Annotated in this window: 14 protein-coding genes; 5 read left to right on the forward strand and 9 right to left on the reverse strand. The window is 62.5% G+C overall.

Annotated features, from left to right (window positions below):
• Positions 1-57: 57 nt before the first annotated feature.
• Positions 58-1,098, reverse strand: coding sequence for a GTP pyrophosphokinase (locus QQM37_RS01850; RefSeq protein WP_285724435.1), 1,041 nt, complete (start codon positions 1,096-1,098; stop codon positions 58-60).
• Between the two features lie 177 nt (positions 1,099-1,275).
• On the opposite strand from QQM37_RS01850, the gene QQM37_RS01855 reads away from it, so the two are divergent.
• Positions 1,276-1,911: a hypothetical protein gene (locus tag QQM37_RS01855; protein ID WP_285724437.1), complete on the forward strand. Its 636-nt coding sequence runs from the start codon at positions 1,276-1,278 to the stop codon at positions 1,909-1,911.
• Between the two features lie 103 nt (positions 1,912-2,014).
• A complete protein-coding gene (locus QQM37_RS01860; RefSeq protein WP_285724439.1) occupies positions 2,015-2,755 on the forward strand; it encodes a YcnI family copper-binding membrane protein in 741 nt (246 codons plus the stop codon).
• A gap of 86 nt (positions 2,756-2,841) precedes the next feature.
• Here QQM37_RS01860 and QQM37_RS01865 read toward each other — a convergent pair whose 3' ends face one another.
• Positions 2,842-4,530, reverse strand: a complete 1,689-nt coding sequence (locus QQM37_RS01865) for an alkaline phosphatase family protein (protein ID WP_285724441.1) — start codon at positions 4,528-4,530, stop codon at positions 2,842-2,844.
• A gap of 225 nt (positions 4,531-4,755) precedes the next feature.
• On the opposite strand from QQM37_RS01865, the gene QQM37_RS01870 reads away from it, so the two are divergent.
• Positions 4,756-5,229 (forward strand): DedA family protein, encoded by a 474-nt coding sequence (locus QQM37_RS01870; protein WP_285724443.1) that lies wholly within the window; start codon positions 4,756-4,758, stop codon positions 5,227-5,229.
• Between the two features lie 9 nt (positions 5,230-5,238).
• On the forward strand, positions 5,239-5,919 hold the full coding sequence (locus tag QQM37_RS01875) for a lipoate--protein ligase family protein (RefSeq protein ID WP_285724445.1): 681 nt from the start codon (positions 5,239-5,241) through the stop codon (positions 5,917-5,919).
• Positions 5,920-5,956: 37 nt separating this feature from the next.
• Here the strand turns inward: QQM37_RS01875 and QQM37_RS01880 are convergent, their stop codons facing one another.
• The 4 genes from QQM37_RS01880 to QQM37_RS01895 form a co-directional block, all read right to left on the reverse strand.
• Entirely contained in the window at positions 5,957-6,235 is a 279-nt protein-coding gene (locus QQM37_RS01880) for a mycoredoxin (protein WP_285724446.1), read from the reverse strand.
• A 93-nt stretch (positions 6,236-6,328) separates the two neighbouring features.
• Positions 6,329-6,823 carry a GNAT family N-acetyltransferase gene (locus QQM37_RS01885; protein ID WP_285724447.1) on the reverse strand — a complete coding sequence of 165 codons (495 nt, stop codon included), beginning with the start codon at positions 6,821-6,823 and terminating at the stop codon, positions 6,329-6,331.
• A gap of 825 nt (positions 6,824-7,648) precedes the next feature.
• Positions 7,649-8,452, reverse strand: coding sequence for an SDR family NAD(P)-dependent oxidoreductase (locus tag QQM37_RS01890; RefSeq protein WP_285724449.1), 804 nt, complete (start codon positions 8,450-8,452; stop codon positions 7,649-7,651).
• Positions 8,453-8,503: 51 nt separating this feature from the next.
• Positions 8,504-9,595 carry a Gfo/Idh/MocA family protein gene (locus QQM37_RS01895; protein WP_285724450.1) on the reverse strand — a complete coding sequence of 364 codons (1,092 nt, stop codon included), beginning with the start codon at positions 9,593-9,595 and terminating at the stop codon, positions 8,504-8,506.
• A 118-nt stretch (positions 9,596-9,713) separates the two neighbouring features.
• On the opposite strand from QQM37_RS01895, the gene QQM37_RS01900 reads away from it, so the two are divergent.
• Positions 9,714-10,715, forward strand: a complete 1,002-nt coding sequence (locus QQM37_RS01900) for a formylglycine-generating enzyme family protein (protein ID WP_285724452.1) — start codon at positions 9,714-9,716, stop codon at positions 10,713-10,715.
• 319 nt (positions 10,716-11,034) lie between these two features.
• Here QQM37_RS01900 and QQM37_RS01905 read toward each other — a convergent pair whose 3' ends face one another.
• The 3 genes from QQM37_RS01905 to QQM37_RS01915 all read right to left on the reverse strand — a co-directional run bounded on the left by QQM37_RS01905 (position 11,035) and on the right by QQM37_RS01915 (position 14,475).
• Positions 11,035-11,349, reverse strand: coding sequence for an aldo/keto reductase (locus QQM37_RS01905; protein ID WP_337250229.1), 315 nt, complete (start codon positions 11,347-11,349; stop codon positions 11,035-11,037).
• Positions 11,350-11,668: 319 nt separating this feature from the next.
• The gene (locus tag QQM37_RS01910) at positions 11,669-11,992 is read right to left on the reverse strand and encodes a VOC family protein (RefSeq protein ID WP_285724454.1); all 324 of its coding nucleotides are present in this window, start codon (positions 11,990-11,992) and stop codon (positions 11,669-11,671) included.
• Positions 11,992-14,475 carry a glycogen/starch/alpha-glucan phosphorylase gene (locus QQM37_RS01915; protein WP_285724456.1) on the reverse strand — a complete coding sequence of 828 codons (2,484 nt, stop codon included), beginning with the start codon at positions 14,473-14,475 and terminating at the stop codon, positions 11,992-11,994. Before QQM37_RS01915 ends, QQM37_RS01910 begins: the two co-directional genes overlap by 1 nt.
• Between the last annotated feature and the right edge of the window lie 71 nt (positions 14,476-14,546).

Below are 14,546 nucleotides of genomic sequence, written 5' to 3' on the forward strand. Positions count from 1 at the left end.
ATGGTTTTGGCCTGCTGAAGACTGATGATTTCAGAACTTCCGAAGGATTCCGTACCTTCACTCACTGCCCTGCGCATCCTCCGACGGACGGAACTTGCTCAGTCGGTACCGGAGCTTCTTGATCCGGCTCGGGTCATCACCGACTGACTGGGTTTTCTCGATGTACTCCGGGCCGAACTTGCTGAGTAGATAGTCGTCCACGATGCGCACATGTCCGGCTGGAAACTTGTACGTCATGGTGTCAGCCACGAAGTGCCAGTCAGCTGATGAGAGGAGTTCCTTAGCCTGATCGGTGGAGGTCACTTCGAGCGATGCGAGCAGTTCGGTCAGCCACGCATATTGCTCCAGGCGACTTCGCGGGTGATCGGGTAGCAGGCCGACAAGAAGTTCAGAGAGCGCGACGGCGCTGAGTTGTTCTCCTGAGGCGACCGACAACTCTTCGGTGAGGCCTTGCTCTTCATGCGCCACCGCCTGATGGATTTTGATGAACTCGTGATCCGCTAGCTCCAGCAGTCCGGAGGCCAGAGTGAAGGCGCGATTGATCTCCGGGGTGATGTCCCCGGCCGCCTTGTACCGAATATCATGCTCAAACTCCGCCCACGCATGTTGCAGGACGGTTTTGACCTGGACTTCAAACCGCTGCCCTACGCAGGAAAGACATCCGGACGGCGTGTCCTGGGCATCAACCTCGAGGATCAGATGATGGGCGGCGTAGCCCAGAATCCCACGGTCGACCATCTGGGCTCCCTTGTCGACCGTTTCATGGACTTTGAACTGGCCGGTCAACGCTTTGACGACATTCTCCACATCGGGCTGAATGTAGGTGATGACGCGGAGCCCGACGATGTCATCGAGTTCGTCGATCCCGGCAGGGTACTTGGGTGAACCGTCATCCCGGAGTTTTCGGAGCTTCCCCCGGATAGAATCCGGTTCCTTGACCCGGCCTTTGACCAGGTGGTAGTTCAGGCCATCATCCTTCAGGCGAGCTTCGATGGCCGCCTGAATGGCCGCCATCCGAGCATCAAGCTGGCCATGGTGATCGCTGAGCGCAAGAATCTGTGCGTCGATCAGTTCAGCATGTGCCTGGGGTACGTTCATGGTCAGACCTCCGTTTACCTACCTGCCCGTCCTGGTCCCCGCCCTGCGCGACAGCGGCGAAACGCCGCCCGCTGCTTGTCTGGAGAATAGTCGATGGTGAATGGAATCGGCCTTCTATGTCCTGTAGAACAACTAGAATGACAGGGTGAATCGGCAATTCGACCGGGGGAGTGGGGTATGACCACGCGTGGTGTCCGCCTTCTCCGCGGCTGGATCTGTGCGGTTTTTGCGACCTTCGCGGCCTTGGCCTCGCACCTCGTCGGCGGCGGGCACAGCCCCGATCCGCTGATCGTCCTGCTGTCCCTGGCGATCTCCGGCGGACTGTGCGTCCTGTGCATTGGTCGGAAAGTCTCCTTTCCCCGCCTGGGGCTGAGCGTCATCGTCAGTCAGGGCCTGTTCCATCTCCTGTTCAGCGTGAGTCTGGATTCGCACCAGTCCCTGCAGCCAGCTGCCAGCATGAATGGCATGTCAAGGTCAGGCATGCTGCACCAGGAGGGCGGGGCGATTCTGACCTCGATGCCGGTCTCTCACGCCATGGACTACGACTGGCGGATGTGGCTGGGCCACGGGGCGGCGGCGATTTTGACCCTGGTCTTCCTGCGACGTGGCGATCTGGCCTGCCTGCGGATCCTTGAGCTGCTCCGGTTGAGCATCGTCGCAGTGGTGCGCTTGCTGCTCCTTCACGCACCTGCCCCGCATCGGCTATGGGCGCCATCGGGCTTCTTCCTTCTCTCCTGGCGCGATCTAGGTGTTATGCTGCTCAGCCTGCAGCGTCGCGGACCTCCGACTGCCCAGGCTGCGGCGCTGAGCTGAAAACATCCACCCTCGTCACCGCTGCGGCCCTCAGTGTTCTTCGAATTTTTCGAATCCACCTGATTCCAGCTCTCCGAGCTGACCACTGTGAAAAGGCCTCTTCATGAACAACTCTCTTCGTCGCGCCCTGCTCTCTGCCGCCGGAAGCACCCTGGCAGCCGCTTTGCTGGTTATGGGCGCGGGTGCCGCCTCCGCACACGTGAAAGTGGCGCCGGACGACGCCGCGGCCAATGGCTACACGCAACTCACCTTCACGGTGCCCAATGAGCTGGACCGCGCCAAAACCAACAAACTGGAGGTGTCCCTGCCCATGGACACCCCGCTGATGTCCGTCTCCGCCAAGCAGATCGAGGGCTGGACCGTGCAGGTCGTCACAGGGGACCTGCCCAAGCCGGTGACCATCTCCGGTTCCACGGTCACCAAGGCACCACTCTCGGTCATCTGGACGGCGGACGCCAGCCACGCCATCGGCCAGGGGCAGTACCAGACCTTCGCCTTGTCTGTCGGCAAACTTCCCGGAGCGGGCACCACCCTCACCCTGCCCGCGGTACAGACCTACGATGACGGCACCGTCGTGAAATGGGACCAGAAGACGGTGCCAGGCCAGGCGGAGCCGGAGCATCCAGCTCCGTCGTTCGTCACGACGGCTGGCCCAGGCGCAACTTCAGTTCCCAGCACCACGCATTCCGTCTCTGCCCCGGCGGTGGGGGCACCCGCAGCGGCCAGCTCTGACGGTCAGGCATCGGGCTGGGCGGTCTTTCTGGGCATCGTGGGGGTGTTGCTGGGTGGAACTGCATTGACCCTGGTGCTTCTGGGGCGTCGACGTCCTTCGGCTGCCGCATGACAGGCAGCTAGCCGTATAGCACTGAGGGGTCTGTCCGTGCCTGAATTCGGGCACGGACAGACCCCTCTCTGTTTGTTGACGGGTGATCAGTGCTGGGGCAGAGCCTTGGTTCCTTCGATCTGAACCGCCTGAAGCTGCTGGGGATCCAGGTCCAGAGCCTTCAGAATGGTCGGGGCAATCTGGGTGGTCTCCACGGGCGAATTCACGCTGTGGGCCGCGCCGTGGTCACCCTTCGACACCACCAGGGGTACGTTCCGGTCGTCGGTGCTGGCTCCGCCATGCTCGGCGATCTTGGAGGTGCCGCCGGTGTAGACCACGCCGGTCTGCGCGATGCCCAGGATGTCCGGATAGCGGGCATCCTGAGTGCTGACGCCGAAGTACTTCGCAGCCTCAGCGCCGGCATAGATCGTGCTCAGGCCGGAGGATGCCACCGTTTTGCTGTTGCCCGAGATGCCGTTGCCCGAGACCGAATGGGCCAGCAGATAGGCCTTGGCGAAGCTGGCTGCGGCTTGTGAATGATCGGAGAGCCACAGCTGCATGATGTCATCATCGGTGGAGAAGGCCACCAGGTCCGGGGTTCCCGGATGGGCAGCCTTCCAGGCAGCATTGAGGCCGTCAAGGATGGCGCCATCAGGAACCCGGGTCAGAGCTGCCGGGTCGGTGGGGGACTGGCCGTGCTTCGCGGACAGGATCACCGTGGTGTCATCACTCTGGCCGCTTTCACGCAGCGCCCTCTGGAACTGACCAACCGAGGTGTTGACATAATCCAGTGCCCTGGCCAGCAGTGGGCCAGGCGTCACGCCGTCGGCCAGGTAGCCTCCGGTCATCCCGTCGGAGGTGGGAAGCTTCTGTGCCGTGGACACGGTCTGGAAGTTCATGCCGTAGATGGCGGGCACCCGCATCACGGTCTGGCCGGAGTGATCCCGACCGGCAATCTCGTTGAGGACGGCCTGGACCTTGTAGCCGTCGTATTGCTGCGTCGCTGCATTGTCTTTGGTCCAGTCGCCCGTGAAAGGCGTAGCCGCGTCACTGTTGATTTCCGGCGTAAACAGGTCGTCGATGCCCTGACCTGATGGCCCGCTGAGGATTTCGTAGGCCGGGTGTTTATCTGACCAAGCGGTGGAGAGACCTGCGTTCTTGGCCACCTCGAAGACGGTGTTGACCTTGAGGTACTGGTGGGGATAGACCGGCTGGCAGGTCGTCGGGTCAACCGGCAGCGCTGCGGGATTCAGCACCGCGCCCGGTTTCGAGGTCATGCGCAGGATGCTGCCGGGCAGGCCACTGAGACCCTGACCGGCATCGAGCGCCCGTGGGTTCCTGTCTGCCGCCTCGGTGAGGGCCACTTCCGTGCCGGGAGTGGCGTGCGCGCAGTCTGTGGTTCCTGCGGGGAGCAGGCTGCGGTTGTACGTATCGTCATAGTAGATACCGGTAGTCCCGGGGTTTCCACCGGTGACCTGCCCGACCATTCCGGGGAAGGAATCGGAGGGGACCGGAGTCTGCGCATTCGTGTAGCTGGTGGCGTGATGGACCAGTGCAGCAAGCGCGGAGTCCGGATAGGTCTTCACATAGAGATCCAGATCCTTCTGGTGGAGTCCGTCGATCGAGAGCAGCAGTACGTGGTGGGAGTTCTTCCCCTGCCGCTTCTCCTGATCCTGGCCTTGATGATCGCCTGATGTGCCCGGATCGGCCAGAGCAGCGCTCATACCGGTGCCCAGCAGCAAAGTCGCGCTCAGCACGGCCGCGCCTGCCAGATGCTGAGATTTTGAGAGCCTCACAGTGTTGCCTTTCGACGTTCTGTTGATGTGTTGGGGTATCGCCCAGGCCTCATTTTTGTGAGTTCTCCTGTGATGATCGAAGTATTTTTCACAGCTTGGAGAAGATTCATTCGCTGTTAATGCGGTGTTTCCCGAGCTGATCAGTTTCGCTCCACGCCTAAGTTAGGTAAACCTAAATCGGGTGTGAAAGGATGATTTCAGCACGTTCACCAGGAGGGCATCCACATGGAGTTCATCACCACCTTGCCCTTTGGCCTCGCCTTTGCCGTGCTGTTCTGCATCGTCCTGGGGCGATCCAATGCCACGTACTGGCTGGGCAGGGGAGCCGCTGCCGGTGGGCGTCGCACGCGGTTGAAGCGATACCTTGACTCCGCTCCCATGGCTCGCGCCGAAGCCATCATCGCCCGTTGGGGAGCTCCCGCCGTGACGGCATGTTCGGTGGCGGTGGGACTTCAGACAGCGGTCAATCTTGCGGCGGGCGTGGGGCGGATGCCCTACCTCCGCCGGTATCTTCCCGCCGCCATCGCGGGCTCCATCCTCTGGGCGCTGCTCTACGCTGTGGTTGGCCTGGCGGCTGTCAATGCGACGCTGGCTGCTGTGGGCGGTGAACCCGGAGCACTGCTGATCGTTCTGGCCGTGCTGCTTGCCGTGGTGATCGCGATGATCTGCGGGAGGCGCCTCGCTGCCGCCAGGCGCTAAGATCTCCGGGTGAGTATTGACGTGCTGCGGCAGGCCCCCTCGGACGACGCAGCAGCGGATCTGGATCGGGCACTCGGCCTACTCAACGAGATCCGTCGGGGTGAGCGCGGGGAAACTCTTCGGGTGTACCGTCCGGCACCCACGATGGCGTTCGGACAGCGCGATGCCCGACTGCCCGGCTTTGCGGCGGCCCAGGAGGCGGCTCGTGCAGCTGGCTTCGAGCCATTGATTCGTCAGGCGGGTGGGCGGGCTGCCGCCTACCACCAGGGGTGCCTGGTGGTGGACCATATTGCGCCAGAGCGCGACGCCATCGCCGGTTCCCGCCGCCGCTTTGCCAGCTTTGCCGAGTTGTTCGTGGGAGTTTTTGCTGACCTTGGGCTCCCGTCCGCAATAGGGCCGGTGCCAGGGGAGTACTGCCCCGGCGAGTTCAGCGTGCATGGCCAGGTCCCGCAGGGGCCTGCGGTGAAGCTGGTGGGCACGGCTCAACGGGTGGTGTCCGGAGCCTGGCTGTTCAGCTCCGTGCTTGTGATTGAGCGCGCGGAGCCGTTGCGTGTGGTGCTCACCGATTGTTACCAGGAGCTCGGCCTGGACTGGAATCCGGAAACTGCTGGTGCCGCGGAGGACTGCCTGCCTGGACTGACGGTCGATGCCGTGGAGGTAGCCCTGCTGGCGCGCTATCAGCTGGGCTAACAGTGCTAAGCCTGTCTGCAGCGATCCTGTGGCTCAGTCAGACCGCCAGCTTGCCCTTGACGTCGGCAAGCGACGGGTTGGTGGCAGCGCTACCGTCGGGGAAGATCACGGTGGGTACCGTCTGGTTGCCGTCATTGAGCTGCTCAACCAGGGCAGCGGTTCCGGGGACTTCCTCGATGTTGACTTCGGTGTAGCCGATACCCTGCGAGTCCAGCTGGGTCTTGAGACGTCGGCAGTAACCACACCAGGAGGTGGAGAACATGGTGATGCTTCCCGCCGCAGGAGTGTACTCGGCGGTGGTGATCTTGGTGGTCATGCTGATTTCCTTCTCTGTTCCTACGCTGACAGCGTCGCTACGCCCGGTACAACACGTGAGAGTGGCCAGGCTATTCCGCCTGGTCGGCCCTGCCTAGTTGTCGTTTTCCCAGCGGCTGAAATCGATGGACAGGTAGAGCGCCAGAGCTGCGGAGTTCTCCTCATTCACCGAAACAGCCAGTGACTTATACCCGGAATTGAACAGGCGATCGCTGGCAATGAGAACCAGGCGCTCAGCGAGACCCTGACGGCGGTGGTCCCGATCGGTGAACAGCTCGATCAGCAATGGTGCCTCCGGAGTGTCCTCCTCCGGGGAACGCTCCACCACAAAGGCACCCGCAACAATGGCACCCTCATCGAGGACGACCTGGGAAGCGTCCAGAAGCAACTTGCCGAATTTTCCCTCGAAGGCTTCGGCAATCTCTGCCCTGGCCTCCTCCACGGAGCGTTCTGCGATTCCGGAATCATAGGCCTTGAAATACAGCTCACCGAGCGCAGGGATGTCATCGGCAGTGATGCTGCGGGTCGTAATGTCCGTCTCAAACTGCAGGGGAGAGGTCCGCGCAATAAGGGTCACATTGTTGCTCATGGATCGCTCCTTCTAGAGATATGGTGCGGTGAGGATAGGCAGAGGATACTCCGCGGCACCGTACGCGCTTAGTGCCATGCTAGACGTCCAAGACCAACAGGGCCATTCCATGAGCTCATGTAATGCTGGGAAAAACCTGAATGCCCAGGGGTGGACACGACTCGGATTCGAATATATATTCGAATCATTCAGTCCTTGGCCCGAAGGAATCAGTTGCCCGGCGGGTCAGGAGTTCTCCGACAGGAGGAAAGTGAAACATGGGGACTTTCAGCGAGGCCGTTGAGGTCGAGTGTGCCTTCGGCTCCAGGCCGGTCGCCGTCGTACTGCGCGGTGAGCGGTATCAGGTGGTTTCGGGGCGACGGAAGGTTCTCCCTGCACGGAGTCCGGCCTCAGACAGTGGGCGTGCCCAGCCGAACGCGCCGGAGGATGAGTGGTGGGAGCTTGAGGTGGTGCATGCGCTCGGGGCCCGGTGCACGGTTTCACTGTCACATCATCGTGGCGGGAGCCAATGGCGTGTGGTGCGATGCCCCGTGGATCGGGACGGTGGAAGCCTTGCCTCCCTCTGGGAGGCCGGGCGTCAGGCTCCGGGGCGCGCGGAGGAGGCGATTCTCTGGCGAGCCAGTGACCCGCCGGAATCCTCCTCGAGATCGACTTCACGTCGGCATCCTGCTTCAGGCAGAGCAGTGCGGAAGCCTGGCGACCTGGCAGCGAGGGCCCGCCGGGCAGGATTACTGTTCCCTCCAGCCGACTGACTTTCTTCATGCCACGGTTTTCATGCCACTGTTTGGCAGCCCCTTGCTTGGCATGCCCTCCCAAGGCCCTGGTTCAGCCCATCCGGATGATGTTGCCGGTGACGCGACGGCCGGCATCGGAGACCAGAAAAGCAATGACCTCGGCAACGTCATTCGGCTCTGCCACACTGAAAAAGTGTGGGTCCTTCGCGATCGCGGCCCGGACGTCATCGGTCACCCAGCCGGTATCCGTGATCGGCGGGTGCACCGCATTGGCGGTGACGCCGAAGTCGCTCAGCTCCAGGCTCGCAGACAAGGTGTAGTTGACCAGTGCGGCCTTGGCTGCGCCGTAGGACACCTCCTGTGGGAAGCCCTTCTCGCCGCCGGATGTCAGTGAAATGATCCGGCCCCAGGATCCCTGGCGCTGCTGCAGCCTTGCGGCGAACTCAGCAATCAGGAGTGCTCCGGCCCGCGCATCGACGCCAAACTGACGGTCAAAAGTAGCGGCCGTCACCGGCGAAAGTGCCCGGCCGATCCAGTCCCTGCTCTGGGCCTGGAAGGTGTCGCTCAGCGAGGCCGTGGCGTTGTTGACCAGGATGTCCACCGGCCCGAAGGCCTGTTCCGCGGCGTCGAAAAGCCGGGGGATCTGCGTCTCATCCAGAAGGTCGGCCGATATCGCGAGCGCCTTCCCACCCCGGCGACGAATGCGTTCCGCGACCAGGGAGCCGTTCTGACGGTGATTGACGCGCAGCTTCTCCGGTGTGCCAGGATCGTCCGGCTCCTCGAGGGCGAGGAAAGCCAGGATGACAGCGCATCCATCAGCGGCAAGACGTTCAGCTGTGGCTGCACCGATTCCGTGATTGGCTCCGGTGATCAGGGCGGTACGAGAATCGGTCATGCGGGGATGTTCCTTACTCGGGCGACGCTGGGTGCTCGGGGTTATTCGGGGTTATTCGGGGGACCAAGCTTCGCGGTGCGTGGTGACCAGCGCCCCGGTGTCCACGGATTGTATAATGGCCAGGCCCAGCAGGAAATCCTGAGCCGCTTCGGCCAGAGGATAGGGGGCTGGCCCTTGGTTCCGGACCCAGCGTGTCATAGACAGCATCATCGAGGACATGGCGATGTCCTCGTCGTTCAAGCGTAAACCGGGGAAGGGCTGCCGCCAGAGCAGCTGACCGTCAAGGCTCAGATGCGTGGTGTCGAAACCCTCATGGTCCAACTCGTACCCACTCTGATGCCGGGTGATCCGCGAGTGAAGAATGGTCTCTTCATCGAGCAGCCGGACCACCTGATCGCCATCGATCTCTCCAGAGCTACCCCGGATCACCAGCCGGCGGGAACGCAGATGATTCCGGGACTGATTGTCGGTGAAGTCATACAGTGCGCTGCGTCCGCTGGAGAATTCCAGGGTTGCGATGGTCGTCGACGCCGGATGCGGCGTGAGGTCTCTGGTCCAGCCCGCCCGCGTACTGGGGTTGATCAGCGGGCCGGTGAAGCGACGCGCACTGACCGTCGCCTGCTCAAAGCTGACGCCGAGCATTCCGCGAATCACACTGACCGCGTGGTAGAGGTGGGTCGAGGAGATCTGAACCGAGCTGACCTCCCCGATGACGCCGCGGTGCACCGCGGTACGTCGGGCGGCATGTGTGGGCATCTGCAGATATTGTTCGGCGACCTGGACCAGACCGGAAGCTCCCACACGCTCCCACAGCTGGCGCATCGTGGGCAGATCAGGGGCGGGCGGTGTTTCAGAGAGAACCGGGATGCCACGGGAGACGAGCTCCTCAAGGATCGCAGGGTTGGCGCTCCAGCTGACGCTGGTGATCACGAAGTCCGGTGTTCCGGCTCGCAGAAGATCTTCCAGGCTGCTGTACGTCGGGACGTTCAGTTGATCCGCAATCTCCTGCCGCGTTTCCTCCCTACGCGCAACGATCCCGATGCACTCGAGGTCCTGGGGAAAATGACGGCTCAGGCGGGCAAAATACTGACCACGCCAGGCGCCGCCGACGATGCCGACGCGGAGCGGCCTGCTGTTGTTCACACCTTCACTGTAGGTGATCCGTCTCACCATGGTGGGGTGGGCATCGGTAGGCTGGTTCCGGCCATGATGTGCGCCGCAGGGGTGAACGGGTGTGCCTGAGATGCCAGGGAGGCCAGAGATGGAGCCAGCCGGACGCGCTGACCAGCATGGCGCATGTTGCGTGCCGTCCCTGCCGACGCCGATCAGCCTCCCGCCGCTCGAGGTACCGAGCCTGGTGAGCCGCCCGTCGTCGTCCTCGCAGCCTGGGGTGATACATCACGACGACGTCCTGATTCCCGCAGGGAGTTTCGTGATGGGTGATGCCTGGGCGGAGGGTTATGCGACCGATGGCGAGTCACCCACCCACGAGGTGGTTCTGGATTCCTTCCGGATGGATGCGACGGCGGTGACGAACAGAATGTTTGCGGCCTTTGTTGCCGCGACCGGGTACCGCACCGAAGCCGAGCGGTTTGGGACCTCCGCGGTCTTTCATCTCCTGGTCGACGCGCCGGAGGATGACATTCTGGGCGCCGCAGCGGGCGCACCCTGGTGGTTGAACGTTCGCGGGGCCGACTGGGCGCACCCTGCAGGTCCGTCATCGGATGGGGCTGATCTGCCCGACCACCCGGTGGTTCAGGTATCCCATCACGATGCTGTGGCCTACTGCGCCTGGGCAGGCCGGCGGTTGCCGAGCGAGGCCGAATGGGAGTACGCAGCCAGGGGCGGATTGGCAGGAAAGCGATACGCCTGGGGGGATGAACTGACCCCAGGCGGCGAGCATCGGTGCAATATCTGGCAGGGAACGTTCCCCAGAGTCAACACCCAGGATGACGGCTACCTGGGGACCGCCCCCGTCAAGTCCTTCCCACCCAACGGCTATGGCCTCTACGAAGTCGCCGGGAATGTCTGGGAATGGTGCGCCGACTGGTTCCTGCCGAAGTACTACCGGAACTCGCCGCAGAACAATCCGCAGGGCCCCACGACCGGCTCTGGACGGGCGGTGCGGGGCGGGTCGTATCTGTGTCATGACTCGTACTGCAACCGGTATCGCGTCGCCGCCCGCAGCTCCAACACCCCGGACTCCTCCAGCGGGAACTGTGGGTTCCGCACCGTCGCGCTAGAGGTGGCCGAGAGGCCCTGAACACTTGCGCTCAGAAGAAGGTTGGCATCCGCGGGACGTAGGGCGCCTCCAGCGTGCTGATCTCTTCGGCGGTCAGCTTGAGGTCCAGCGAGGCGACAGCATCAATCAGGTGTTGCGGCTTCGTGGCACCGACGATGGCCTTGTCGCTCTCGAGGGTCAGCAGACGGTCCGCTGGTTCCAGGGGATGCTTCCCACACCCTGATCGGCCAGGAGGCCAAACATCTCTCCTCTTCCCGGTACGTGAGGCTGTACTGGTCCTGCATGGAAATGAAGGTGGTCCAGCCATGCGCCTCGGCCGCATGCTGCATTTTCGCAAACGTCACGCCCACATGGACGACGCGCCGAGATACCGCGCCTTACCGGCCTTGACGACATCGTGCAGTGCTTCCATCGTCTCTTCGACCGGGGTATCCGGATCGAAGCGGTGAATCTGATATAGGTCCGCGTAGTCGACATTCAGCCTCTTGAGTGAGGCATCGATTTGCTCCATCACGGCTTTGCGGGACAGGCCTGAGCCGCCTGGCCCCTCGTGCATCGGTGCAAACAGTTTGGTGGCGAGCACGATCTCCTCGCGCTTGGTGTATTTCGCCGGTGCTCGACCGACAATCTCCTCCCAGGTACCGCGCCCGTAGATGTTGGCTGGGGTCGCCGAAGCTCATACAGCCCCAAGGGATGCGGCTGATCTTCAGTCCTGAGTTACCGAGACGGGTGTATTCCATGAGTGTGATCCTTCCGGTCCGTACCCGGTCAGCCAGCGGCCGAGAGGGCGGAAACGAGTTCTGCCCTCAGTCAAGTAGGTGATTGTCGATGTGGGGAGTCCAGGATCTCGCGCGATCGATTCGAGGTAAGCCGCTCACGCTGGGAGAAGACAGAAGAGCTTGCCGCCCGGATCGGCCAGCACAACCCACCCTTCGTTTCCCTGCTACCCGATCTCAGCAGGTGTAGCCCCCAGCTCAAGCGCGGGAGACGCACTCCGCCTGGTTTTCCGGCCGCAGATCCAGATGAATCGCTCCGGGCGGTACCATCTCGGTTGCAGGCTGGATCAGGAGTGTCGGCCCGGTGTCGCCTGCCAGCATGATTGACGAGCTGTGGTTGGCGGCGACGCGATAGTCGAGAAGATCACGCCAAAATCGGGCGACCTGTTGAGGCAGGTGTGTCTTCAGGTGATGGTCGCAATCCGGACAGGAGTCATGAGTTGATTCTTCCGCAACGGACGCCGGCTTGGCCCGAAACGAAAATGGCCCCGAACACCAGCTGGTGCCCGGGGCCATTTTCATCAGAGAGTCGGCGGTGTGTGCCAGATCCGGTCAATGTAATCACGCATCGACCGGTCCGAGGAGAAGAACCCACATCGAGCCACGTTCAGGATTGCGGAACGTGTCCATCCGTCCTGATCCGCGTAGGCGGCATCGACCTTTCGCTGCGCGGCGAGGTAGGAGGCATAATCGGCCAGCACCATGAAGCGATCATCGTAGAGCAGGTTGGAGACGATCGGTTCGAAGACCGAGCGGTCCCCACCGGAGAAGGCCCCTGAGGCGATCAGGTCCAGAGCACTGCGCAACTGCGGATCTTCCTGGTAAAAGTCGCTGGGCCGGTAGCCCTTTGCCCACAGGGCCTCCACCTCTGGTTCGGTCATACCGAAGAGGAAGAAGTTGTCGTCACCCACCAGCTCGCGGATCTCTACGTTGGCGCCATCGTCTGTACCGATGGTGAGCGCACCGTTGAGCGCGAACTTCATGTTACCGGTGCCGGATGCTTCCTTGCCGGCAAGGGAGATCTGCTCGGACAGGTCCGCCGCCGGGATGACGCGCTCCGCCAAGGTCACGTTGTAGTTTGGCGGGAAGAGGACCTTCAGGCGCCCCTCAACGCGCGGATCGTTGTTGACCACGGAGCCCACCGCATTGATGAGGTGGATGATGCGCTTGGCCATGGCGTAGCCCGGCGCAGCTTTGGCACCGAAGATGAACGTGCGCGGAGTGATCTCCGATGCCGCCACGCGCCCTGACACGACGCCCTCGTACTGCGTCACAATGTGCAGGACCTGCAGCATCTGCCGCTTGTATTCGTGCAAGCGCTTGACCATGACGTCCAGGAGGTGGCCTTCGCCAACCACCAGCCCGTCCCGGATCAGGAGCTCGTCGCGGAGACGGTCCTTGTTTTGCGCCTTGACGGCGGCGAATGCTGCACGGAAGGAGGGGTCCTCAGCATAGGGTTCCAAGTCCCGCAGACGATCGAGATCGGTCTCCCAGCCGGATCCCAGGGTGTCCGTGATGAGGGAGGACAGCCCGGGGTTGGCCAGGCGTAGGAAGCGGCGCGGTGTCACGCCGTTGGTCACATTGGTGAATTTACCCGGGAAGAACTCTGCAAAATCTGGCAGGACCTTTTCCCGAAGTAGCTGCGAGTGCAGCTCCGCAACGCCATTCACCTTGGCTCCGGCAACCGTGGCCAGGAACGCCATCCGCACCGAGCGCTCGGGGTGCTCGCCGATGATCGACATGTTGCGCAGGCGCAGCTCGTCATCGCCGAACCGCTCACGTACTGCGAGGAGGAACTCCTCGTTAATCCGGTAGATGATCTCCAGATGCCGGGGGAGTAGTCGGCCCAGCAGGTCAACGGACCACACTTCCAGCGCCTCAGGCAGCAGGGTGTGACAGGTGTAGGCAAAGCACTGCTGGGTGATTTCCCAGGCCTCAGCCCATTCCAGGCCTCGCTCGTCCACCAGCAGGCGCATGAGCTCAGGCACCGCGATGACCGGGTGGGTGTCGTTGAGCTGGAAAATGACCCGCTGCGGCAGATTGATCAACTCGAAGCCCTCGGCCAGATGACGATCAAGGAAGTCGCGGAGGGACGCCGCCGCAAAGAAGTACTGCTGCTGCAGGCGCAACTCCTTGCCCTGCGGAGTGGAGTCTTCGGGGTAGAGCACCTTAGAGATATTGGAGGCGAAGGTCTGTGCCCGGACGGCTTCCGGGTAGTCACCGGAGTTGAAAGTGCGAAGATCGAAGGCGTTAGTGGCCGAGGCGCTCCACAGGCGCAGAGTGTTGACGCGACCGTTGCGATAACCGGGAACCATGTAGTTGTAGGGGACAGCCTGGACATCCCAGGCTGGAATCCAGCGGGTTCGCTGGGTTCCGTTGTCGTCGTAGGTCTCCGTGTGCCCACCGAAGGAAATGGTCTGCGCGGCTTCCGGGTGAGGGAACTCCCACGGGGAGCCCATGGCGAGCCACTGATCGGGTTGCTCGGCCTGCTGGCCTTCCACGAAGGTCTGGCGGAAGATACCGAACTCATAGCGGATGCCATAGCCGATGGAGGGGACGCTCATGGTGGCGAGGGAATCGACAAAGCAGGCGGCCAGGCGGCCCAGGCCACCGTTACCGAGCCCGGGCTCCACTTCAAGGCGGCGCAGTTCGTCGATGTCGATGCCGCAGGCGGCGAGTGCCTCGGTGGCAATTTCGCCCAGCCCAGTGGCGAGCAGGTTATTGTCCAGCTGCCGACCCAGCAAGTATTCCGCAGAAAGGTAGCAGACACCCTTGGCCTGGCGTTCAAACTGGCGGCGCTGATCTTCCAACCAGCGTGCCATCAGATAATCGCGGACGGTCTGTGCGAGTGCCAGATAGCGGTCGTTGTCGCTGGAGGTGGACAGCGCAACACCCTGGCGGAAGTTGAGATTGTTGAGGAACTCCTGGACGAATCCATCGACGGTCGTGGCGGGTGGAGCAACGGGCCCGAGAGCGAGCGGGTGCGTAACTGGGGTGTCAGACATGTCACGAGACTATAGGACTGTCAGAACTCGTCGGAATCTCACGGCGTTTGAGCCTCATTTGTGAAGGCGGA

The organism is Psychromicrobium xiongbiense (genome assembly GCF_030271165.1).
Taxonomy (GTDB): domain Bacteria; phylum Actinomycetota; class Actinomycetes; order Actinomycetales; family Micrococcaceae; genus Renibacterium; species Renibacterium xiongbiense.

Coding starts and splice junctions, on each gene's coding strand:
- QQM37_RS01850 (WP_285724435.1), bottom strand. CDS start 1,098: ATGAACGTACCCCAGGCACATGCTGAACTGATCGACGCACAGATTCTT.
- QQM37_RS01855 (WP_285724437.1), top strand. CDS start 1,276: ATGACCACGCGTGGTGTCCGCCTTCTCCGCGGCTGGATCTGTGCGGTT.
- QQM37_RS01860 (WP_285724439.1), top strand. CDS start 2,015: ATGAACAACTCTCTTCGTCGCGCCCTGCTCTCTGCCGCCGGAAGCACC.
- QQM37_RS01870 (WP_285724443.1), top strand. CDS start 4,756: ATGGAGTTCATCACCACCTTGCCCTTTGGCCTCGCCTTTGCCGTGCTG.
- QQM37_RS01880 (WP_285724446.1), bottom strand. CDS start 6,235: ATGACCACCAAGATCACCACCGCCGAGTACACTCCTGCGGCGGGAAGC.
- QQM37_RS01885 (WP_285724447.1), bottom strand. CDS start 6,823: ATGAGCAACAATGTGACCCTTATTGCGCGGACCTCTCCCCTGCAGTTT.
- QQM37_RS01890 (WP_285724449.1), bottom strand. CDS start 8,452: ATGACCGATTCTCGTACCGCCCTGATCACCGGAGCCAATCACGGAATC.
- QQM37_RS01900 (WP_285724452.1), top strand. CDS start 9,714: ATGGAGCCAGCCGGACGCGCTGACCAGCATGGCGCATGTTGCGTGCCG.
- QQM37_RS01910 (WP_285724454.1), bottom strand. CDS start 11,992: ATGAAAATGGCCCCGGGCACCAGCTGGTGTTCGGGGCCATTTTCGTTT.
- QQM37_RS01915 (WP_285724456.1), bottom strand. CDS start 14,475: ATGTCTGACACCCCAGTTACGCACCCGCTCGCTCTCGGGCCCGTTGCT.